This is a genomic window from Lewinellaceae bacterium, from assembly GCA_020636135.1.
Taxonomy (GTDB): Bacteria; Bacteroidota; Bacteroidia; order Chitinophagales; family Saprospiraceae; genus JAGQXC01.
In genome coordinates, this window is the sequence record JACJYK010000003.1 from 341,499 (window position 1) to 363,580 (window position 22,082).

At 44.1% G+C, this 22,082-nt stretch carries 24 protein-coding genes; all 24 read right to left on the bottom strand.

Translation table 11 applies throughout. The annotated features are described in order from the left end of the window. Positions 1 to 1,090 precede the first annotated feature (1,090 nt). Positions 1,091 to 1,549 carry a hypothetical protein gene (locus H6570_20710; protein ID MCB9321714.1) on the bottom strand — a complete coding sequence of 153 codons (459 nt, stop codon included), beginning with the start codon at positions 1,547 to 1,549 and terminating at the stop codon, positions 1,091 to 1,093. Next, positions 1,539 to 1,763, bottom strand: a complete 225-nt coding sequence (locus H6570_20715) for a sulfotransferase (GenBank protein ID MCB9321715.1) — start codon at positions 1,761 to 1,763, stop codon at positions 1,539 to 1,541. Before H6570_20715 ends, H6570_20710 begins: the two co-directional genes overlap by 11 nt. A 1,350-nt stretch (positions 1,764 to 3,113) precedes the next feature. Continuing rightward, positions 3,114 to 3,470, bottom strand: a complete 357-nt coding sequence (locus H6570_20720; protein MCB9321716.1) for an oligosaccharide flippase family protein — start codon at positions 3,468 to 3,470, stop codon at positions 3,114 to 3,116. A 104-nt stretch (positions 3,471 to 3,574) separates the two neighbouring features. After that, a complete protein-coding gene (locus H6570_20725) occupies positions 3,575 to 4,255 on the bottom strand; it encodes a glycosyltransferase (protein ID MCB9321717.1) in 681 nt (226 codons plus the stop codon). Positions 4,256 to 4,786: 531 nt separating this feature from the next. Next, entirely contained in the window at positions 4,787 to 5,737 is a 951-nt protein-coding gene (locus H6570_20730) for an SDR family oxidoreductase (GenBank protein ID MCB9321718.1), read from the bottom strand. Positions 5,738 to 5,757: 20 nt separating this feature from the next. Further along, complete coding sequence (locus tag H6570_20735; protein MCB9321719.1) at positions 5,758 to 5,943, bottom strand: four helix bundle protein; 186 nt, start codon at positions 5,941 to 5,943, stop codon at positions 5,758 to 5,760. Next, positions 5,921 to 6,127, bottom strand: coding sequence for a four helix bundle protein (locus H6570_20740; protein ID MCB9321720.1), 207 nt, complete (start codon positions 6,125 to 6,127; stop codon positions 5,921 to 5,923). The genes H6570_20735 and H6570_20740 overlap by 23 nt, the downstream gene beginning before the upstream one ends. Before the next feature lie 85 nt (positions 6,128 to 6,212). Next, entirely contained in the window at positions 6,213 to 7,307 is a 1,095-nt protein-coding gene (locus H6570_20745) for a hypothetical protein (GenBank protein ID MCB9321721.1), read from the bottom strand. Between the two features lie 75 nt (positions 7,308 to 7,382). Further along, entirely contained in the window at positions 7,383 to 8,429 is a 1,047-nt protein-coding gene (locus H6570_20750; GenBank protein ID MCB9321722.1) for an NTP transferase domain-containing protein, read from the bottom strand. After that, on the bottom strand, positions 8,426 to 9,061 hold the full coding sequence (locus H6570_20755; protein MCB9321723.1) for an acetyltransferase: 636 nt from the start codon (positions 9,059 to 9,061) through the stop codon (positions 8,426 to 8,428). The genes H6570_20750 and H6570_20755 overlap by 4 nt, the downstream gene beginning before the upstream one ends. A gap of 66 nt (positions 9,062 to 9,127) precedes the next feature. Beyond that, positions 9,128 to 10,378 (bottom strand): GTP-binding protein, encoded by a 1,251-nt coding sequence (locus H6570_20760; protein MCB9321724.1) that lies wholly within the window; start codon positions 10,376 to 10,378, stop codon positions 9,128 to 9,130. A 75-nt stretch (positions 10,379 to 10,453) separates the two neighbouring features. Next, entirely contained in the window at positions 10,454 to 10,804 is a 351-nt protein-coding gene (locus H6570_20765; protein ID MCB9321725.1) for a four helix bundle protein, read from the bottom strand. 45 nt (positions 10,805 to 10,849) lie between these two features. Then, on the bottom strand, positions 10,850 to 11,752 hold the full coding sequence (gene cysD, locus H6570_20770; protein ID MCB9321726.1) for a sulfate adenylyltransferase subunit CysD: 903 nt from the start codon (positions 11,750 to 11,752) through the stop codon (positions 10,850 to 10,852). Positions 11,753 to 11,827: 75 nt separating this feature from the next. Beyond that, the gene (gene cysC, locus H6570_20775; GenBank protein MCB9321727.1) at positions 11,828 to 12,853 is read right to left on the bottom strand and encodes an adenylyl-sulfate kinase; all 1,026 of its coding nucleotides are present in this window, start codon (positions 12,851 to 12,853) and stop codon (positions 11,828 to 11,830) included. Between the two features lie 128 nt (positions 12,854 to 12,981). Further along, positions 12,982 to 13,260, bottom strand: a complete 279-nt coding sequence (locus H6570_20780; GenBank protein ID MCB9321728.1) for a DUF2061 domain-containing protein — start codon at positions 13,258 to 13,260, stop codon at positions 12,982 to 12,984. Positions 13,261 to 13,351: 91 nt separating this feature from the next. Next, complete coding sequence (locus H6570_20785) at positions 13,352 to 14,644, bottom strand: nucleotide sugar dehydrogenase (GenBank protein MCB9321729.1); 1,293 nt, start codon at positions 14,642 to 14,644, stop codon at positions 13,352 to 13,354. Positions 14,645 to 14,656: 12 nt separating this feature from the next. Beyond that, positions 14,657 to 15,967, bottom strand: a complete 1,311-nt coding sequence (locus tag H6570_20790; protein ID MCB9321730.1) for a hypothetical protein — start codon at positions 15,965 to 15,967, stop codon at positions 14,657 to 14,659. After that, the gene (locus tag H6570_20795; protein ID MCB9321731.1) at positions 15,964 to 16,932 is read right to left on the bottom strand and encodes a Gfo/Idh/MocA family oxidoreductase; all 969 of its coding nucleotides are present in this window, start codon (positions 16,930 to 16,932) and stop codon (positions 15,964 to 15,966) included. Before H6570_20795 ends, H6570_20790 begins: the two co-directional genes overlap by 4 nt. A 72-nt stretch (positions 16,933 to 17,004) precedes the next feature. Further along, positions 17,005 to 17,703 (bottom strand): N-acetyltransferase, encoded by a 699-nt coding sequence (locus H6570_20800; protein MCB9321732.1) that lies wholly within the window; start codon positions 17,701 to 17,703, stop codon positions 17,005 to 17,007. Positions 17,704 to 18,029: 326 nt separating this feature from the next. Beyond that, on the bottom strand, positions 18,030 to 19,157 hold the full coding sequence (locus tag H6570_20805; protein ID MCB9321733.1) for a DegT/DnrJ/EryC1/StrS family aminotransferase: 1,128 nt from the start codon (positions 19,155 to 19,157) through the stop codon (positions 18,030 to 18,032). Between the two features lie 24 nt (positions 19,158 to 19,181). Beyond that, on the bottom strand, positions 19,182 to 20,486 hold the full coding sequence (locus tag H6570_20810) for a UDP-glucose/GDP-mannose dehydrogenase family protein (GenBank protein ID MCB9321734.1): 1,305 nt from the start codon (positions 20,484 to 20,486) through the stop codon (positions 19,182 to 19,184). Positions 20,487 to 20,513: 27 nt separating this feature from the next. After that, entirely contained in the window at positions 20,514 to 20,870 is a 357-nt protein-coding gene (locus H6570_20815; GenBank protein MCB9321735.1) for a four helix bundle protein, read from the bottom strand. A gap of 116 nt (positions 20,871 to 20,986) precedes the next feature. After that, entirely contained in the window at positions 20,987 to 21,541 is a 555-nt protein-coding gene (locus H6570_20820; protein MCB9321736.1) for a UpxY family transcription antiterminator, read from the bottom strand. Then, the gene (locus tag H6570_20825) at positions 21,534 to 22,067 is read right to left on the bottom strand and encodes an ArsR family transcriptional regulator (GenBank protein ID MCB9321737.1); all 534 of its coding nucleotides are present in this window, start codon (positions 22,065 to 22,067) and stop codon (positions 21,534 to 21,536) included. Before H6570_20825 ends, H6570_20820 begins: the two co-directional genes overlap by 8 nt. Positions 22,068 to 22,082: the final 15 nt, after the last annotated feature.

Genomic DNA, 22,082 nt, shown 5'->3' on the forward strand with positions numbered 1-22,082 from the left:
TCGGATAGAAAAAACATGTTGGCAATATTTGGATGCTATTTCTTTTAATAAGCCTTTACCGGTTATTATAACTGGCTTATCAACATTAATTATGACCTAAATTACCGCTCGATGCTTCTGGATTTTTATATGGTAATAATACATAATGCATTCTTTGTATAATGATTTGAGTCTTTCGTTAAGAATATGACCGTTATCCCAAATTATATTTATATCTGTATGTTAATGATATTTTCAATTTGACTTTAAGCACTTCTTCATAAACCAGAATTATTTGCTTTACCTGCAATCAATATGCATATTTTTTTATGTTGGCTTGGTGTAAGAAAGTCAATTGATTCTAAGATTTCCAAAGTCCCTTTTCTATATTGAGTAAGCCACAATGTAAGAATATCATTTTGTTTTCTTTGATTTGATATTTTTCTCTAATATTTCTTTTATTTATGCTATTCCATTGCGGTATTGGATCAGGTAACATGTGAAAAATATCTGTTTTTAGTTTTTGATTTAAAGTTAGTGCCGTTCTCATTACATCATTGTTATGAATATACTAGATATATTTTATTAAAACGTAATAGAATTGTTGTTATATATTTTCGCAAAAACTTAATTTTGCTATTCCATGAACTTTTATCCATTCTTAAAAACTGCATAAATAATATTCCACTAATTTTGAATGAAGGATGAAATAGAATAAGAGAAATTTGGAATATATTGTACCGATAGAAATTACATGGTTTGCGGAAGTACTAATTGCATATTTTCTTATTTAAAATAAATTCAACCAAATGATCTTCTAAGCATTGAATGTATGTAGAGCTTTTTGTTATGTGTTCATCTAAAATGTATATCCAATTTATGAAATTGACATTTTTGGATATTTCTATTATTTCTGGGTACGTTAAATGAAATTCATTGGGTACAATAAAATAGTAATTGTCATTTGTATTTATGTTTATTAAATAAGTTACTATGTATATGAAATGTATTCTGGATGGTGCCCGCTTATATCGCTATCGTAAATAATATAGTTCAATTTTAGATTATTTTGTAATTATAAATATTGTTAAGATGTAATGATTTCAATTGCTTATGCATGGGAAATTCTTTTTATTTTATTTTTTAATTTTTCTCTAAGAATTGTGGGCTCAATCCATGAGTGAGCTATGGAAATAATATTAAATAAAAAATCCATTAAAAATGGACCATCATTTTTTATGTCCTTAATTTTTTGGTGAATTTCCATTGAATTATAACCCATTAGAGATAGATTTTTATCTCCGATCCACATTAAGTATTTCTTCGCCCATAATTTTCTAAAATAGGTATTGTAAGATATATACCAATTTCCTGTTTTTTCAATTTTTTTAAATTTGTCTTGATTGGGATCTCCCATTGAGCCTTCTATCGTTGTATCTAGATAATTAGTAATTTCATTTTGATTAATGTTAAGATATTTACAAAGTTTTAATAATGTGTGTTCTGTATTGTCTAGTAATTCTTCATATTTAATTTGTAAAACATCTGGATTTTTTGTACTAAAGTTCAATAATTTGCTTAAGATCAGCCGCAAGGTCGATTTTAAATTGATAAATTTTCCAATTACCGGACAACCAGGTTTTTACTATTGAGGAAACAATTGCAAGTGGATTCCTCCATAAAATTATAAATTTAGCCTCAGGGTAAATTTGTTTTAGTTCTTCACATATTAAGTGATATCTAGGTGTTTTATCTAAAAAATACTCAGTATTTGAAGGATTCAATTTATAATAAATCGAATAACCCGCATAACTAATTATACTCCGTAAATGTCTTTGTTTTTATTTGGTAGTTTATCAATAATTTCGTCAATAGCAATTCTACACAATTTGTGATTATAATTTTATTATACTGAAATTCAATATCGATAAGCATTAGAAAAGCAACGGTAATTGTATCCAAGTTTAGAAACTATAGAAATTTCAGGATGTGAGGCAAAGACGTTGTAATAGTGTAGAACCAGATCTAGGAGAGAATGGTATAAGATATTATTTTCATAAAACATTTGCTTCATTTAGGAAAGAAGCCTAATTTGTTTATTAATAGTTGATCTTACTTCTATCCTTTTAACTATTACATATATTAATAGGGAAATATTGATTTAAAATATGGCCCGCCTTTTAAATTTAAAGTCTTGGCTAAAAGATAGGATAAAGGTACGTTTATCAAAATACTAATAATGGCAAGAAATTTTTGAAGTTTTATTTTTGTTAATCCATTTAATATATAGGAGTAGACACTATTGAACAAGCTAAGCAATGTAAAATTATTACTCCAATGAGAAGTAGTGGATCAAATAGAAATGGTTTACCTAACCATGGTTTTTATAGCTATAGGATAGATTAAATATAAAGAATTAATAGCTATAAAAATGAGAAGAACTAAATGTAATTTACTTAACACGGAATATCCATACATGGTTATTTTCTTCCTTTTTTACTGTTATAGCTGACCAATATGAATTCATTATTGTTCTAAAGAAGATCAATGGGAAACCAAAATATTTAAGTAATATATAATAGGGCGTTACATCCTTGGGGCTAAAAATGTTTGATATAATAAAATTGTCTGTTGTATAAAGAATGGTTATGGATATTTGAATAATGAAGAAATCAAAACCTAGACTTAAAATATCTTTTATTTTCGCTTTGTCAAAATATTTGTATTCTGGCTTAACATCTTTAAACCTCCCTCTGAATAAGAATAAAGATGATATTATAAAATTACAGCAGGAACTAGAGAAACTATAATTGCATACGTAAGTAGGCGTGATGATGAATAGTTTGTAAATGAATGGATAATATATAGGAGTGATAATGTTATTAATTGACCTATTATTTGTAAGAAATTACTTAAAGAGGACCATTGATAGGCATATCCTATTGATTCAATTAGTTTAACTATTCTTAAACGACAATGATTAGAGATAATAAAATCAAGATGTTTGTTGAAATAATATTTCAAATCATTAATATTTAAATTTTTTCCCATGGTATAAAAATTGTGATAGGTAAGCCAATAATAATTACTACGCCAATAATAATAACAATAACATTAAATACGCCGTACTTTCACTAGCGTTTTCGCACTTTTATATTAATCCTTATTTTGAGATGTATAGGGGTTAAGCGGTTTCTAAGGCCGTGGCTTAAACCAATATCTAAAATCATTGATCCTAATACAATATTGACCCAGAATACAGTAGAGTAATCGATTTCTTTTGCCTCCTTATTCTGGATCAATGCCTGTCCAAAACCAAAATCCGCGATTACATTAGCAAAGCCTGCGATGATTACGACCATGTTTACTAATCCAAAATCTGATGGTGTCAGGTTTCTGATTAATATAAGAAGAGTAATAAACGTAGTCGCTTGGGTCAATACAACCCCGTAAGCACTCCAGGCAATATTTTTTGCTAGCAGACTTTTCAAAATTGTCTGTAAGGAATTACGTTTAACCTCCCTATAAGGGCAAATGCAATCATTTCTATACTTGTTAAGTAAATACTCAAAGACGTGATTGATAAAGCCACTTGTTAGACAAGTCGGAATAAATTAGAACAATAGTTTTCCGGTGTTTTATTTTTCAAAAACACTTTGTTGTAGCTGCTAGGCTTATATTGAACGCAGTTAGCCAGTGCTTCTTTCAGGGCATGATAACCCTGATCGATGCACCTGCCGAGATGATATTTAGTAACCAGGTACTCAACTAATCCACCGGTAGAACAAATAACTGGCTTATTAAAGTAAGCTGCATAGCCCAGAACACCGCTGGCACCGAAGAAATTTTTATAGACCATAAGAACAATGTCCGTTGTACTAAACCATTGTGCCATTTCTGCAAGGTCTACAAAGCGGTTGATGATGTTCACGTGTACAGGTAAATCGGCCGATATTGATTTTAGTTTGTCCACGTAAGCTGGATCACCCTTACCCACAATGTTTATCGTACAGTTGGTTATCTTTTGTTCCTTTACGGCTATAAACAGCTTCTCAATATTTTTGCGTGGGAATATCGATCCAAAAAGAAGAATCTGGTGGTTAGCAGTATCCTTAACGCCATCCGAGCCATGGTTATTTATTTTTAATGGCAGAACAGGATCCGGCAGGTTTCTTACCTGATACTTGTATCGTTTGTCCAGGTAGCGCGCTCCCCAGCGGTCGTCGAGGATAAAAAGCACTTTGATGATCCCATATCGCTGGGCTAGATGCATCAAATAGTAACCATAGATCTTTTTATACAGCAGGCTTAAGGATGTTCTTAATGTACTTCCCGAGGGGATGGTTATCCTATGGGGAGGATGAAAAAATATGCCAGAAATACTGATCCCGCTATTTCTAAGTGTTCGTATGAATTTTATATAGGGATCAATGTTAAGTAGAAAGACGGAACTTATTACCTGAGATGTGCAGATACTTCTTATCCAACGCAGTTCATCTGCTGGACGACCGGTCAGATGATCAGGGATTTGGATAATTGTTTTGTTGGAACAGTTGGAAAACTCAGGATACAAATTGCTGTTGACACAGATGTAACATGGAGTATCCGGAGCATCATGGTTAATGATATGTTGTAGGTATTCCTTGTGATGTCCTGATGACTGGATGTCGTAAAATAAAATAGAACCTTTGGAGGAATGCTGGTTCAATGGAGTTAAATCAGGAAAAAAGGTTAGGTGTTTATTAGGACACAGATTAACGCAGATAACACAGATGGAAGGTGTTTATAATCAGCGTAAGGAATAACCTCATACCATCACCGCATACTCCGGAGCTAATATTTCCAATCCCTCCCGGATCTTTACCAGGGGCACAAAACCCAGACCCTGCTTGATCTTCGAAATATCTGCAAGGCTGTGCTGCACATCGCCCAGACGACCGGGGCCATGTTTTGCCTGGAGGGAGGAGCCTGTTATTGCGGTGATGTAATCCCACAGCTCATTCAGACTGGTCTGCTCGCCGCAGGCTACGTTGTAGACCTGGTTGACAGCATTGGCATCCGTAGTAAACAGGGCCAGTTTATTGGCCTCTACGGCATTGGCGACATAAGTGAAGTCACGGGTCTGGCTACCATCGCCATTGATGGTCGGCGCGATGTTTTCCTGGACGGCCTTAAAAAACAACGGAATAACCGCTGCATAGGCGCCATTCGGATCCTGCCGGGGTCCAAAGACATTAAAGTAGCGCAACCCGATAAACTCCATGGCATATAATTTGGCAAATACCTGAGCATACAGCTCATTCACCAGCTTGGTGACCGCATACGGGGATATCGGGGAACCGATGATCTCTTCCTTCTTCGGCAGCTCCTTACTGTCTCCATAGGTGGAAGATGAAGCTGCATAAACAACCCGCTTGATCCCCAGATCCTTCGCCGCGGTAAAGATGTTCAGCGTGCCGCCGATGTTTACATTATTCGTCGTGAGCGGCTGTTTGATCGAGCGTGGTACCGATCCCAACGCCGCCTGGTGGGTGATCAGGTCGATATCTTTGCACGCATCAAAACACGTATTGTATTCCCGGATATCCCCCCACATGAACTCAAATTTGGGGTTGTTCATGAAGGGCTCGATGTTCAGCCGGTTGCCTGTGGCCAGGTTGTCCAGAACCCGGACATGAGAAACGCGGGGATCAGCAAGTAGCGCTTCAACAAGATGGCTGCCGATGAATCCGGCGCCGCCGGTGATTAGGATACGCATGATATAAAGGTGTTATGGTATTATGGTTTTTTGGTTTGAGGGGAATGACGAGTTTCGATCAACTTATACAACATGTGTGAAACATGCCGGTATTCTTCAATCAGAGATGGTACAATGTCTCGTTCGAGATATCCAATATCTTCATCAAGGACAAGAAAAGTTATCACCTCAGCACAGGAACCTTTAACAATGTAAAAATGCCTCACACTTTGTGCATTCGTACAACTCATCTCCTTCAACAATATTAGCCGCAATTGAAACAGCTGCACTTCTGAGCTGATCGCGGAAACGGAAATCTTCATTAATGGGAGAAGAATTCGTCAATCGGTAAATAATAGCAACAAGTTCCCTTGCTTTTTGCCATACCAATAGCTTTGTGAAATCTCCCATAATTTCTAAAGGCAATATCCATACCAAAACACTCCATCGGCCACAACACCATTATACCATAATACCGCAACACACTATTCCCTATCTATCCATACAACCTCATCCATTGCCCCAGCACCTGATCCCATCCGGACAATTGGCCTATCTCCGCTTCGAAATTTTGAGCCTTGGATTTACTCGCAATCAAATGATGAAGAATAGGAACAATCTCATCCAGGGTATCCACTTCATTCCAGGAAATACCCAGGTTCTTAAGATCCTGATACTCCAGCCAGCGACCGGCAATCACATGGGAGCCACAGAACAGGGCTTCCTGAAAGACAGCCGATAACTGATCGGTAACCGGAACATGAATCAGAATGTCGGTCACCATCCTCAACCGGGCGACGTCCTCGTGGCTGAGGTAATCGGTGAAAACACTGGATGTAAAGGGCGCTTCGGACAATAATTCTTTAATTTCTTCCACATAAGCATCCGAGGTGCTCCCATACGTTAATGTCAGGACCACATGATAAGCCGTGTCCGGGCGGTACGATTGGATCATCTGCCGCAGAACGGGAATATGCTGGTGAGCAGGGGTTGCATTGTATCCCAGGCAGACCACTGGTAAGTCGCGGGGCAAGCCCAGCACTTTCCGGCTCTCATATTCATGCTCCTGTGATCGTATTTTTCGGATGATATCCAGACTGATCAAACCAAAGCGGGCGAGATGAAGACGGCCTGCCAGCGTGGTGTATTTTTGAGCAAAAGCCTGCAGCGTACGGCTATTGGCAAATGAAATTTCATTCATCTTGCCGTAAAAGAGTCGAAAGATGCGATGTCTCCAGGCTGCAGTCCGGTAAAAATCACTGCCCCAGATCGTATGGACGAATGCAGAAGAAAAACGACGCCACCAATAATAAACCGGAAGATACACGATATGGGAATAGTGAAAATGCAGGGCATCAAAACCTTGCATTTTCTTTAGCTTGTTGCTGATGGCAAAAAAGCGCTTCAATAATTTGTCAGGACGCCTGTTTGAAACCGCCGGACTGGCCACTTCTCCATTGTGCTTAAGTTCCCCCGTTGCAATCAGGTAGTGATATACGTCATAGTCCTGTTGATGGAGCAGATAAGCCAATTGCGACAGATAAGGCCGGTCAACGATAAAAGACACCAGTAAAATGCGCTTTGACGGCATGGGTTAGACGTTCTGATATCAGAACGCGTGGTAAATTATTTATAGTATAGTGAGCAGGTATCGGATATCCGTCTGTTACAATCGTAAACGACCGATATCGTTCTGAGCTTTCTCAAAATCCTGATGACGTCCTATATCCAGCCAATAGCCCAGGATGGGGAAGTGCAGCACTTTTTTGCCATTTTCAATCAAAACATTCATTAAATCGGTTGCATCAAAATGCTGATTGGGAGGAATGAATTCCGTCATTTCTTTCCGGAACAGATAAATTCCCGCATTGGAATAATAGGTGTAGGTGGGTTTTTCCCGGAGCGACTTAATGTGATCACCTTCCGGTTCGATAACACCATAAGGAATCTTGACTTGGTAGGGTGTGGTAGCAATAATCATGTCACCTGATTTTTCTACCAGTTCACGATACAAATCTTCGAAATTTATATCCGTAAGCAGGTCTGAATTCATGACCAACACATAATCGTGTTCAAAGTGTTCCACCATTCGGATAGCTCCAATAGTACCCAGCGGTTCTTCTTCTTCGTAATACCGGACCTGGATCTTGCGGGAAGATCCATCTCCCAAATGATCCCGGATCTGCTGACCAAGGTATTTGATGGTTAACGTATAATTCCGGACACCATAAGAGATCAAACGTTCAATGTTGTAATCAATGATTGGCTTTCCGGCAACTTTTAATAATGCTTTGGGTGTGTTCAGGGTTAAGGGTCTCAGGCGCTGACCCATTCCACCAGCCATAATGACAGCATCAATCGGCAGATAGGAACGCTGGATCCTGAAATTTATAATATCAATAATGTGGTTGTCGTCGTCGAGCACCGGAATAACCCGGTAATTTTGTTCCCGCCAACTTGTCATTTGCTCCAATGTAAATTCTTTCCGCTTGAAATAACGCGGATTGGGTTGGAGGAAGGACAGGATTGGGTCTTCAAGCCCAAGTCCGCGGATAAGGCCTCTCCGGATATCGCCATCGGTCAGTGACCCCAGCAAACGGTCATTCCCGTCCACTAAAAAAAGAATGGCATCGGAGCCTAACTTTTCCAGTTTCTGAAGTATTTCCCGGATACTCAGGTCGCCGTGGATAAGATGTTTCTGGTAGTCGTTCATGGTAATATTCTGGCGGGGTTCCCTGCAATTTTTACTCCATCAGGTACATCGTGAAGGACAACCGAGCCTGCTCCGACGATCGCCCTGCGTCCAATGGTAACACCCGGGATAATCGTACTGCCGGCACCAATGAATGTTCCGTCTCCGATGGATACATTCCCGCATAATACCGATCCGGGTCCGATATGGACAAATTTATGGATTTGGCATTCGTGATCGATCTGGGCGCCGGTGTTTATGATCGACCCAATACCTACTGAACAGCCTGGTTGTATGATAGCTCCCGCGCCGACCACACAGCCGGGGTCAATTTGACTTGACGGTGAAATATGAGCGGATCTGGCAATGGCTTTTACCGGATGGAAATGAATCATGTCGTAGACATAGTGACTGACTTGTTCCCGGATTTTGTTGTTGCCAATGGCAACGAAATAACCGTTTTCCATCAATCTTGAAATTGAATTTTGATCCTGTTCCCAACCCCAATAGGGCAGATTCAAATAGCGGTTTTCTTCCGACTTTGGCGCCATATAAGCTACCGGTTGGAATCCCTGGGAGGTCAGTATCTCAAATATGACCAAAGCATGACCGGAATAACCGATAAGTATGATATCCCGATGATCGGCAGTCAAGGCTATTTATTGTTTAATCGGGGTAACAAACAACATCCGGAGTGGAATCAATTGCTTAATTACAAATCAAATAACCATTCCCGCCGCAACCGTATTGTTCGTTCCTTCGTCGACGAGAATGACACTGCCGGTAATGCGATTCTGGCGGTAGGGGTCCGAGAACAAGGGTTTGGTGGAGCGAATGGCTATGCGGGCAATGTCATTCATCTGTATCTGCGGTTGCTCCATGTCGCGGTGCAGCGTATTGATGTTCAGCCGGTACCGGATCTCTTTAACGACGCAGCGTGCCTCCTGGGTGGTATGGCGAATAAGGTATTTACCGCGTAATTGCAAAGGCTTCGACTGATCAAACCAGCAGATCATCAGGTCGAGGTCCTGGGATACTTCCGGTTGGTTGTTGACACGGACGATCATGTCACCCCGGCTGACGTCGATGTCATCCTCCAGGAGCATGGTCACACTCATCGGCGGGAAAGCTTCATCCACCTCCCCATCGAAGCTGTCGATCCTGGCGATGCGCGAGGTAAAGCCGGAAGGCAGGACGGCAATGTCGTCACCCTTGCGGAATACCCCACCGCCTACCCGTCCTGCATAGCCGCGGTAATCGTGGTATTCATCGGTGTTGGGCCGGATGACCTGCTGCACCGGAAATCGGCAATCGATGAGGTTGTAGTCGCTGGCGATGTGGACATTCTCCAGGTAATACATGAGGGTTGGTCCCTCGTACCAGTGCATGTTGACCGACCGGTCAACGACATTATCTCCTTTCAATGCCGAGATGGGCACAAACTGCATATCATTGATGTCCAGGCGACCGGCAAAATGTTCAAACTCATCGCGGATGGCCTCATAGACGTCCTGCTGGTAGTCCACCAGGTCCATTTTATTGATGCAGACCACCAGGTGCGGTATCTGCAGTATGGATGCGATGATGGCATGACGGCGCGTCTGTTCGACCACGCCGTGGCGCGCATCGATCAGGATCAGGGCCACATTAGCGGTGGAAGCGCCAGTCACCATGTTACGCGTGTACTGGATATGCCCGGGCGTATCGGCAATGATGAATTTGCGTTTGGGTGTGCTGAAATAGCGGTAGGCTACATCGATGGTGATGCCCTGCTCGCGTTCGGCCCGCAAGCCATCCGTCAGCAGCGCCAGGTTGACACCTTCTTCACCCCGGCGGGCACTGGCCTGCTCGATGGCTTCATACTGATCCTGAAAGATCGATTTACTGTCAAATAATAACCGTCCGATCAGGGTCGACTTTCCATCATCGACAGAACCAGCGGTGGTAAAACGGAGAAGTTCGGTACTCATAAGCTATATGGTATACGCTATTCGGTATACGCTATACGCGATTCGCCAAGGTAAAATGAAGAGCGTATTTGTTAATTAATTTAAACGGTTTATGAAGCTGGATACTTTCCTTTGCTCTTTATTGATGAGTTCAAATAATTCATCAAAATCAAGGTTTTCAATAGTATACCGTTGTTTCGTTAGAATTAGCTGAGTTTCGAGTTCATACAATGATCCTAGTGCAATTTCCAGAAATCTTTTAAATTCTTTTTCGCTTGATCTACCAGCCCCTTCTGCGATATTTGAAGGGACTGAAATTGCACTTCTGATCATTTGGCTTTGCAGGTTATACCTTTCAATTGATGGCATTTGGTCAACCAATTCATAAATAATACTGGCGATCTCCATTCCCAATCTCCATATTTCCAAATTTTTGTAATCTCGCATTTGATCACTATGCGAATCGCGAAAAGCGTATTGCGAAAAGCGGCCTTAAAAATAACCCTGCTTTTTCCGGTCCTCCATGCTCGTCTCACTCCGTTTATCATCGGCGCGGCCACCGCGTTCGGTGAGGCGGGTGGTAGCTACTTCCTCGATGATGTCTGCAATGGTGGACGCCGAAGAACGCCATACGCCGGTGCAGGTCATGTCGCCGATGGTGCGGCAGCGAACCAGTTCGGTGAAGGGCATTTCTTCCGGTTTTTTAGGTATGAAATCGCAGTCCGCCAGTAATATGCCATCGCGCTCCAGCACGGTACGCTCGTGGGCGAAGTACAGGGAAGGCAGCGGCACCTCTTCCTGGGCCAGGTATTGCCAGACATCAAGTTCTGTCCAGTTGGAGATGGGGAATACCCGGAAATGTTCGCCATGATGTTTGCGACCATTGAACAGATTCCAGAGTTCTGGACGCTGATTCTTAGGATCCCACTGACCGAATTCATCACGGTGTGAGAAAAATCGTTCTTTGGCCCGTGCTTTTTCTTCGTCACGACGGCCTCCACCCAGGGCGGCATCAAATTTGCCCTGCTCGATGGACTCCAGCAATACATGCGTCTGCAGGCTGTTGCGGCTGGCGTTATACCCTTTCTCCTCTGTCAATTCTCCCCGGTTGATGGCGTCCTGCACCGACCCGACCAATAATTTTAGACCATAATGTTCTACCAGCCAATCCCGGTAATCAAGGGTCTCCTGAAAATTATGTCCGGTATCGATGTGAAGTAGTGGAAAGGGCACGCGTGCAGGGTAAAACGCTTTCACCGCCAGATAGGTCATCAGGATGGAGTCCTTACCGCCAGAAAAGAGGATGACCGGATTTTCAAACTGTGCCGCGACCTCCCGGATGACGTAGATGGATTCAGACTCGAGTTCCTGTAAGTGTGTTATTTGGTAATTCATTAGTTAATTATTGAGGTGTGGTATGGGGTGTGTGGTATGGGGTATGAGAAAAGAAATCAAAATTGTGAAAATGATTCAGAACCCATGAGATTTTCGATATTGGATTAATTTTCCCAATTGCTGTAGTAACACAGATAAATCATTCAATATAGCATCGAGATCATTGAAAGTATATAATTCTTTAACGAACAATAGCTGTGTATGCAATTCAGATGCGGAGCCTTTTGCAATGAATAAATAACGAATAAATTCTTTATTACTTCCTCGATTATATCCTTCTGAGATATTAGATGCAATAGATACCGAAGACCTGATAATTTGATCCCTAAGACCGAATTCTTTAATTTCTTCGACCATTTTCAAAATTCGTGAAGTTATTTGCATAGCCTTCTGCCAGACGATGAGATTTTGAACACTTTTTTTATTGTATGGGGCATAGAAATCACTGGCTATTTTTTCCTCATCTTCCGTTAACTCCTCACTGCGCACCTCATACCCCATACCTCTCACCTCATACCCTGTGCTTCTCACTTCTGCCATTAATGCCTCCACCGCCTCCTTTACCTCCACCGCAGTTGTATCGATGCGGATCATAGGATTAACGGGTGCTTCGAATGGACTATCGATGCCGGTAAATCCCATGATCTCACCTTTACGAGCGCGCGCATACAGACCTTTGACGTCGCGTTGTTCACAGACTTCGAGGGGCGTATCCACAAAAACTTCAATGAAGTCGTCCGGACCAATGATGTTACGTGCTTGTTCACGCATGGCGATGGTCGGGCTGATGAATGAACAGATGGTGATGATGCCATTCTGACAAAATAATTTGGCTACTTCTGCGATGCGACGGATGTTTTCGGCGCGATCGGCTTCCGTAAAGGACAGATTGTTGTTGAGGCCGGTGCGAATGTTATCACCATCCAGCACTTCCACGACATACCCGTACTCGTACAGCGTCCGTTGAAAGGCTGTGGCTATGGTGCTCTTACCGGAACCTGACAGGCCGGTGAACCAGAATACCATACCACGTTGTACCAGCAGGTTTTCTTTTTCCTGCCGTGAAACGAGTGAATCGTGGATGGGATGAAGATTATTCACGGTTTCGAGGTATTAAGGTGTAATGTCACGATTTCAGAGTGTCAGATTTAAAATCCATCCCTTAATCCCCTCCGGAGGTGGGGACTCCGTTCCAAATAAATGGATATTCTTGAAACTCATTAATTGATCTACTTTTCCTTGCTGCCCCGCTTCATCCAACTCCTGATCGTACCGCGAGGTACCAGCATCCAGGCGCGTTCGTGGAGGTAATAGATGAATATCTTTCCGATGAACTCCAGGGCACCGACTTTTATGGCCGTATCGACCTTGCCGGTGATGAAATAGGTAATGGCAATGGTGGTGGAGGTAGCGACAATACGCCACGTAAATCCTTTCAGGATACTGCGCGCATGCGACTCTGTTCTGTATTCAGCCAAGAGATAATGATTTGATAGCCAGCCGGTCATGGCTGATGACGGAGAACCGGATGTTCAGATGCAGGTACAAATTAAGCCAGAATAGAAATTCAAATCAGGATCAGACCCGGAGTATTATCTATCAAAGTCTCCAGTAGACCAGATTGGGATCGGTAGGCCGGTCAAAGACCCCTTTAAGATCATACAGGATGGGCTGACCATTCATCAATGATCGCAGGTATTCCAAGGTCATCGTCCGGTACTCTTTATGACCCACGGCGACAATGATCGCATCGTAATTGCTGGACAACTCTTCCATCATCATCAGCTTGTATTCATGAGCCACCTCATTCGGTGAGGCGTGCGGATCCATCAAATGGACATTGATCGAATAATCCATCAACTCACGCACCAGGTTTACCACCTTGGAATTGCGGATATCGGCTACGTCTTCCTTGAAGGTTACACCCAGGACCAGTACTTTGGAATTACCGGGGTTCTTACCTTTCTGGATGATGGTCTGAACCAATTTTTTAGCGATAAAGTTAGGCATGTTGTCGTTGACCCTTCTTCCACTGGCGATCACCTGGGGTTCAATACCCAATTCGCGGGCACGGTGCAGCAGATAATAAGGATCTACCCCGATGCAGTGGCCGCCAACAAGTCCGGGATACAATTTCACGAAGTTCCACTTGGTACCGGCAGCCTCAATAACCTCTTTCGTGTCTATGCCCATGCGATCAAAAATGATCGACAATTCATTCATCAGGGATATGTTGATATCCCGCTGGGTGTTTTCAATCACTTTAGCCGCTTCGGCGACTTTTATGCTGGACGCCGGATAGACACCTGCTTCAATGATGTGTCCATACGTCTTGGCAATCTCACTGCGGCTTTCTTCGTCACATCCGGAGACGATCTTGAGGATCTTGGTCAGCGTCCGTACTTTTTCACCGGGCACGATGCGCTCAGGTGAATAGCCCAGTTTGAAATCCTGTCCCATTTTTAACCCGGAAAGCTGTTCCAGAATCGGCAGGCAATCTTCTTCGGTACATCCCGGATATACGGTGGATTCATATACGACATAATCGCCGGCTTTGAGGGCTTTCCCCACTGTTTCTGATGCCTTCTTCAGCGGGGTGAGGTTAGGAACCCGGTGCTCGTCGATGTCAGTCGGAACGGCAACGATAAAGAAATTTGCCTTTTTGAGCTCTTCAGGGTCGGCAGTAAAAGTAATGCTGGTATTGTCAAATGCAGAAGACTCCAATTCCTGGGATGGGTCGATGCCTTTTTGCATGAGACTGATCCTTTTTTCATTGATGTCGAAGCCAATGACGTCAAAATGGCGGGCAAATTCAAGCGCAATCGGTAATCCCACATAACCTAACCCGACTACGGCAATCCGTTTTTCCTTATTCAGAAGTTGCTGATACATGACACGATTGAATTAAAAGCTGTAAACTGCTTCAAAGACGGCATCGTAAGGTTTCCATTCCGGCAAATAAAAAGACGAGTTATGCCATAAAAAAACATAATCACCCTGGTACTTGCAGGTGGTTTCCCAAATAGATTGAACCAACCTGGTCGCAGTTTCGGTCGTCAAATTTTTCTTCGTCAAATGCCTATCCATCCAAAGCAATGGAAGCTCCCGGACCGGTATTTCGATGCCCTGCTTAAAGTCAAAAACAGGAAAAGCGGTACAACAACTGCACCGGAATCCCGGCTCCTCGGAATAGGCCATTGAACTATCTTCCTTTATGCAAGCATCGTGCCAATAGCGCCAGGTATCGGGGACGGTAAAATTTAAATAATGGGTACGACCGGCATCCACCCTGACCGGTAGAATTGTGTTTAGTTTTTCCAGCTCACGCAAAAATATTTCTTCGTTGCTGGCAGCGGCAATACCCGGATGAAATCCCAGCCGGTGACCGGCATTGACGATGCGTTTTAACCATTGCCGTAGGGTATTATCCTGCAGGGAATAGTCCACTTCATCGCTTCGTATGTAAAATGTCGCTGTCACATTTCTCACAGCCGCTTTTCCAATAAGCCGTTCAAGCGTGTGGTACGGATTGGATTTCAGTTTGCTAAATTCTTTCCACATCCAGCGGGTAAAGGTTAAATCACGCCGGACCAGGATATCACCGCCAATGGTACGCAGGCGGTGGTACCAGGTAGGCCATAATGAGATGTAATCGATGTCGTGGGAAGGTAAAAACCGAACCTCACGGGCAGGCAATTCCACCGGATAGCCGAGGGAACGAAGCACCTGGGCCAAAAAGAAGGCATATTCATTGACCAATGGCCGGTATTGCAACTCAAACCGGCAATTTACGGAAGCAGAAAAAGGGAATCTCCCAAACGCATCCCGGGTATCCACAACGTTTTCTTCCCACCGGGTCAGCATAAAAAACACCGAAGCAGTAATGTCCAGATGGCAATCCACCCGTTGCTCGGTAGAGCTTATTTTCGGAGACCCGTACAACGTAATCAGATCGCCTTCGGGAGCCAGCGGATGATTCAGGCGCACCGCTTGGACTGGTAGATTTTCAAAGGTATAAAGATGGTCAATGGTTTGGCTGCGGATAAAAAATGCATCGGCAAGCCAAAGCGTTCCCTGATCAAAGTGCAGCAGGTATCCGGATTGATCCTCGCTGACCTCAAATCGCACAGGCAATTGCAGCAACTCGCCCAGAAGATAATTCCAGACGTACTTTTTTTCTTCAATAAAATAAGGATTTAGCCGAATAACAATCACCGATAAAAAGGATGCGAGGGCACATCTTTTGCCGCAAAGGGATGTGCCTGATCCGGGATGTACCCGGCCGGTTTTGAATTACGAATGCTATATACCATGTTGATGGCCTGTCTGCAATCTTCCAGTCCAAAGCCGCCACCTGACAAGACATCCTCGTAACTGCGGGTGTGCAATTCGGTAAAGCCTTCACTGAATTCGAATTCCTGTCCATCGATCGTGATGGAACGGTAAGTCCTTTTACCGGAAGCTTTTACGTCTTCTGGCAGAGTATCGTAATTGATACTCAGAAACCACCGGACTTTGGCTTTTTCAAATTCAAGGTATCCGGCGGCCCGGTCATAAGCATGAATGTGCACGACGTTTTCCTGCAGTGCTCCGAAGAGCCAGTGGAGCATGTCAAAGAAATGAACACCAATGTTGGTGGCGATACCACCGGACTTGTTAACATCACCTTTCCAGCTGGTATAATACCAGTAACCACGGGAAGTGATGTAAGTCAGGTCGATCAGGTGTTTTTCCTTGGATGGATTGGCATCAATGTGTTTTTTCAGATTGATCACACTGTCGTGCAACCTCAGCTGAAGAATATTATAAATTCTTTTTCCGGTCTCCTCTTCGATTTCCTGTAGCGCATCCAGGTTCCATGGGTTAAGGACCAGTGGTTTCTCACAGATGACATCCGTCCCATGACGCAGCCCAAAACGGATGTGAGCATCATGGAGGTAGTTGGGTGAACAAATGCTGACGTAGTCAATCGGATGGTTGCGACGTTTTAATTTCTCAACATGCCGGTCAAAGCGCTCAAATTCGGTAAAAAAAGCTGCTTGCGGGAAATAGGAATCAATGATACCTACTGAATCATTGGTGTCCAGGGCGGCAACCAGGTCGTTGCCGGTATCTTTGATGGCTTTCATGTGCCGTGGTGCGATATACCCGGCAGCGCCAATCAATGCAAATGACTTCATATTAAAATTTAGGCGTTATTGGATCTGGGTAAAATGATCGGATTCCCAGTTTCCAGGTAGTAGTCTCAAATCTTATACCGGTTTTACGGTTCCCTCGTCCAACAGATAGGTGTCACCTGATCCGGGACAGATGGCTTTGTTATCCGGGCCAAAGTTAAGGCGATGGCCATGAGCGCTCATCCAGCCAATCTGACGGGCCGGATTTCCAACCAGCAAGGCATAATCAGGCACTTGTTTGGTCACCACAGCGCCGGCGCCAATAAATGCATAACGGCCAATATCATGTCCGCACACGATGGTGGCATTCGCACCAATAGAGGCTCCTTTTTTCACCAGAGTCCTGAGAAACTCATTCTTTCTGCTAACCGCACTGCGCGGGTTGGTTACATTGGTAAAGACAACAGAAGGGCCGATGAAGACATCATCCTCGCAGATCACCCCGGTATAAATGGAGACATTATTCTGGACTTTTACATTATTTCCCAGAATGACATCATCGGAAACCATCACATTCTGACCCAGGGAGCATCCTTTACCAATCACCGCCCGGCCCATAATATGGGAATAGTGCCAGATCCGGGTGTCTTTGCCAATGGATGCGCCTGCATCGATGGTAGCCGTCGGATGGAAATAGTAATCCAGTGCCTGAGGAGCAGTATCCGGATCGGGAGCATAACCGATTAAACTACTGGATAATTCCTTTGTCAGCTGGTTGATCTCATTAAGTCCGGCCAACAGTGAAGTATGAACATCGAAGGAAATGAAGTCCATCTGGTAGGCCAATTCGACCAGGCAAATGGCCTCCATGCAGTAATGACTGGCCTGCTTTAAATAGGGTAGCTTATCCTCATCAGGAATGTCTGAAGAAGCCTCCGCTAAGCTTGCAGTGGTGGAAATAATCGTTTGCCGTAGTTGTGCCGCCAATCCGGTCGATTCGGAAGTCGGGAAAGAACTGGTCAACACATAAATTTCCTTAGCAATCGCGGTCGATTTTTGCCATGCTACCATTTTCTCAATAGAACCGGTATATCTCATATTAATTAGAATACGTGAACACAATAGTCAGAAGATATAATTCAACAGCTAAGGTCACGTACTCAAAAAAAATTATTGACCACGCCTGAAATGTATTTTACCATGCTTTCGTCCATTTCGGTATGGATGGGTAAAGATATGACGGATTTACAAAGTTGGTCGGTCACCGGCAAGAAATCCACCAGACCCCGGAAGGGAGAAAATGCATTCTGTTTATACAATGGTACCGGGTAATAGATGGCGTGTGGTATGTGCTGTTCAGTCAGATATTTATCCAGAGCGTCCCGCTGGCCGTTGTTTACCTTCAGCGTATACTGATGATAGACATGTGATGTATAGGGCGCCTCATACGGCGTCGTGAGATGGGGATTACCTTCAAATTGGCGATGGTACCACTGCGCTGCCTGGTACCGGGCGTGACCATATTCATCCAGGTGGGCCAGCTTCACCAACAGGATCCCGGCCTGAAGAGCATCCAGACGAGAGTTAACCCCAATCACTTCATGATAATATCGTTGACTTTGTCCGTGGTTGGCAATCATTTTTATTTTTTTTGCCAACTCTGCATCACGGGTAAAGATGGCTCCACCGTCTCCATAACAACCGAGGTTCTTGGAAGGGAAGAAGGAGGTGCAGCCGATATGTCCCATGGTACCGGATTTCATCGTGCGACCATCCCGGAAGGTATAGTCTGCACCGATGGACTGGGCAGCGTCTTCAACCACCCAGATATTATGACGGCGGGCTAATTCCAGGATCGGTTCCAGATCAACATTCTGGCCGAATAAATGGACAGGAACGATGGCTTTGGTTCGGGGTGTGATGTGTGGTTCGATGAGTTCAGCGGTCACATTAAACGTATCAGGCTCCACATCGATCATGACCGGTGTAAGCTGTAGCAAAGCAATGACCTCGGCGGTGGCGACGTACGTAAAGGATGGTACTATAACCTCATCTCCCGGCTTCAGGTCCAGCGCCATCAGGGCAATCTGTAATGCATCGGTACCATTGGCACAGGGAATGACATAATCACAGGAGAGGTAATTGGCCAAAGCATCCGCAAACCGGTCTACCTTGGGGCCATTGATAAACTGAGTGGTATCCAGTGTTTCCTGGATCTCGGCCTGGATTTCATCCTGGATCCTGGCATATTGACCATGGAGGTCAACCATATGAAGGTTCTTAACCATTATGCTGTTTTATTGAAATTCAAATTATGGCCGGCCGATGCTTTCATAATGATAGCCCAAAGAATACATCTCTTCCGGATCAAATACATTACGGCCATCGAAGATCACTTTTCCTTTCATCAGGGATTCCATGCGTTCAAAATCGGGTGTGCGAAAGGCGTTCCATTCGGTGACCACCACCAGGGCATCTGCACCGTCAAGCGCCTCGTATGCCGATTCCGCAAGATGGATCCGGTCCTGATAACGCCTGCGGACATGGTCCATGGCTTCCGGGTCGTAAGCCCTGATCCTGACTCCCTGCTTCAGCAGGCTGTCAATGATCGATAAAGCTGGCGCTTCCCGGATGTCATCCGTGTTTGGCTTAAAAGCCAATCCCCAGATGGCTATGGTCGTATCATCAATTTTTGAGCCAAAATAATCGATGATTTTGGAGGCAAACCGCTCCCGCTGGTTTTGGTTAACCGCCATAACTGCATTGAGGATGGAGAAGTGGTATCCGGATGTTTCGGCAATCCTGGCCAAGGCTTGCACATCTTTCGGAAAACAACTACCCCCATAGCCGACGCCGGGAAATAAAAATCGCTTTCCGATCCGGGTATCGGTGCCTATGCCCCGTCGTACATGATCCACATTGGCGCCCACCTGCTCGCAAATATTGGCGATCTCATTCATAAAGCTGATGCGGGTTGCCAGATAAGCGTTGGCAGCATATTTGGTCATCTCTGCCGAACGGATATCCATATAAAGTATGGGATTGCCCTGTCTCACAAAAGGCTGGTACAAGGTATCTATGCGTTTTCTTGCCCGTTCTGAATCGGTGCCGATCACCACCCGGTCGGGTTTCATAAAATCATCGACAGCAGCTCCTTCGCGGAGAAACTCGGGATTGGATACGATATCAAACAGGTCTGTTGAGAGCTTCTGACTCATGAGTTCCTTTACCTGATCGGCCGTACCTACCGGAACGGTACTCTTATCCACGATAACCTTGTAGGTATCGATGAATGGGATCATGGCTTCTGCAACATGCAATAATGCAGAGAGGTCGGCAGAACCGTCAGCGCCGGGAGGGGTAGGCAAGGCCAGGAAAATGATGCTGCCGTGACGCACCCCTTCTTCCAGATCAGTGGTAAAGCGCAACCGGTTTTGTTCGATGTTACGGTCAAACAGGACATCGAGACCAGGCTCATAGATGGGGATCTCCCCCTGCTGCATACGGGCCACCTTTTCGGTGTCCACGTCAACGCACACCACCTGGTTGCCGGTTTCGGCAAAGCAGGTCCCGGTGACCAGTCCGACATATCCGGTTCCGATAACGGAAATTCTCATATTAATTGAAGATTGAAGATTCTGGATTTATGATTTAGATGATCGATTACTTGAAGTGTTTATCGCCGCAACGATGATGGCAATTAATTCATTGGTTTCTTTATTCAGTTCTTTTAGATTCTGATGATCAGAAATTCTTTCGGTTAATTCCAACCAATATAAAGTTTCATCAATTTCCTCTAAGACCACCTTAAGCTTATAAATGAAGTCGGCAGTTGATTTAGCACGACAGGCAGCCCGATAATTTGCTCCAGCAGACATGGAAGATCGTACAATCTGTTTCTTAATAACTTCAAACTCATATTCGGCAGGGAGTGTCTTATATAGGCTAATCAGACTCAGACTGAGTGAAACAAATCTTTCCGAGAGAATATATTTATCCATAGCAGGTAAGAATCTCAAATCATAAATCTCAATTCTCAAATTTTAATGGGCTCCGCCCATCATAAGTCGCAGCCTTATGTCCTAGTTGTGGATCCGATTTGAGTCCGGTACGGTGGTTAGGCCAGCCGGTACCGGGGTAGTGGGCGAATGTGAGCCGGGTCGACTTCCAGTCGCAGGGCGATGCCGATGTGTTCCAGTTCGATGAGCATGCCTTGTTTACCCAGCGTCTTGATTATTTTTCCTTTCAGACCGGTCAACTGACCCTGAATGATCTCCACCCAGTCGCCGGTTTCATATTGCGTTTGTACCACTTCCAGCGGATATAATTCGCCGGTGATTTGTTTTAACAGATCTATTTCATGATCCGGAATGCGTGCTTTTTCCTTTGCCTGGCGGACATAACCCAGGACATGGGGTGCCTGCAATGCCGCAGCATGCTGATTGGCTTCGATGCGGACAAAGACGTAACATCCGATCAGAGGGATATCATAGTGTTTGATCTTGCGGGTATATCGTTTGGTCCGGCGCAGTAGTGGTACATAGGCCTCGATACCGTGAGCTTCCAGATGTTTCTGAACCAGTTTTTCGCTTTTGTAGCGGACATAGAGGGCATACCAGGATTTGGTCTCCGTCTCTGAGCTACGGTAATATGTAGGCAGGGTGTTATTCATGCGACCACAATAATAAGGGTTCCGGCTTAAATGCCTCCCAATTGGGTAATAATGATTCTTCCGAAGTAAAGATGATGTAACGCACCTTCCGGTGGATCATATTTTCCACCCGTTCGATCAACTGAATCAGGAAAGTAGTGTTGATCTCCCCAATCAGGATCAGGTCGATAATGGGTCCATCCAGTCCTCTGGAAAACGTGCCGGTGAGGTAAACTTTTTGGATGCTGCCCAGCCGTTCGGTGATGGATTGGATCAGTTGATCCAGGCCCAGATGCTTCAGTAGGATGTTGTGAATTTCCAGGAACAGCGGGTGTGTGTTGTTGGCCTTGAACCACTTTTTATTGCCTTCTGTGAAAGAAGTGAGCAAGCCGGCCTGTTCGAAACGATTTAATTCAATACGGATTGCATTCGACGATTCACCAAACTCCTGCTCCAGTCCTCTGAGATAAGAAATGGTGTTGCTGTTGAGAAAAAATTTTAACAACAGCTTAATCCGGGTTTTCGATGATATCAGGGCCTCTATCATAACAATGAGTAACAA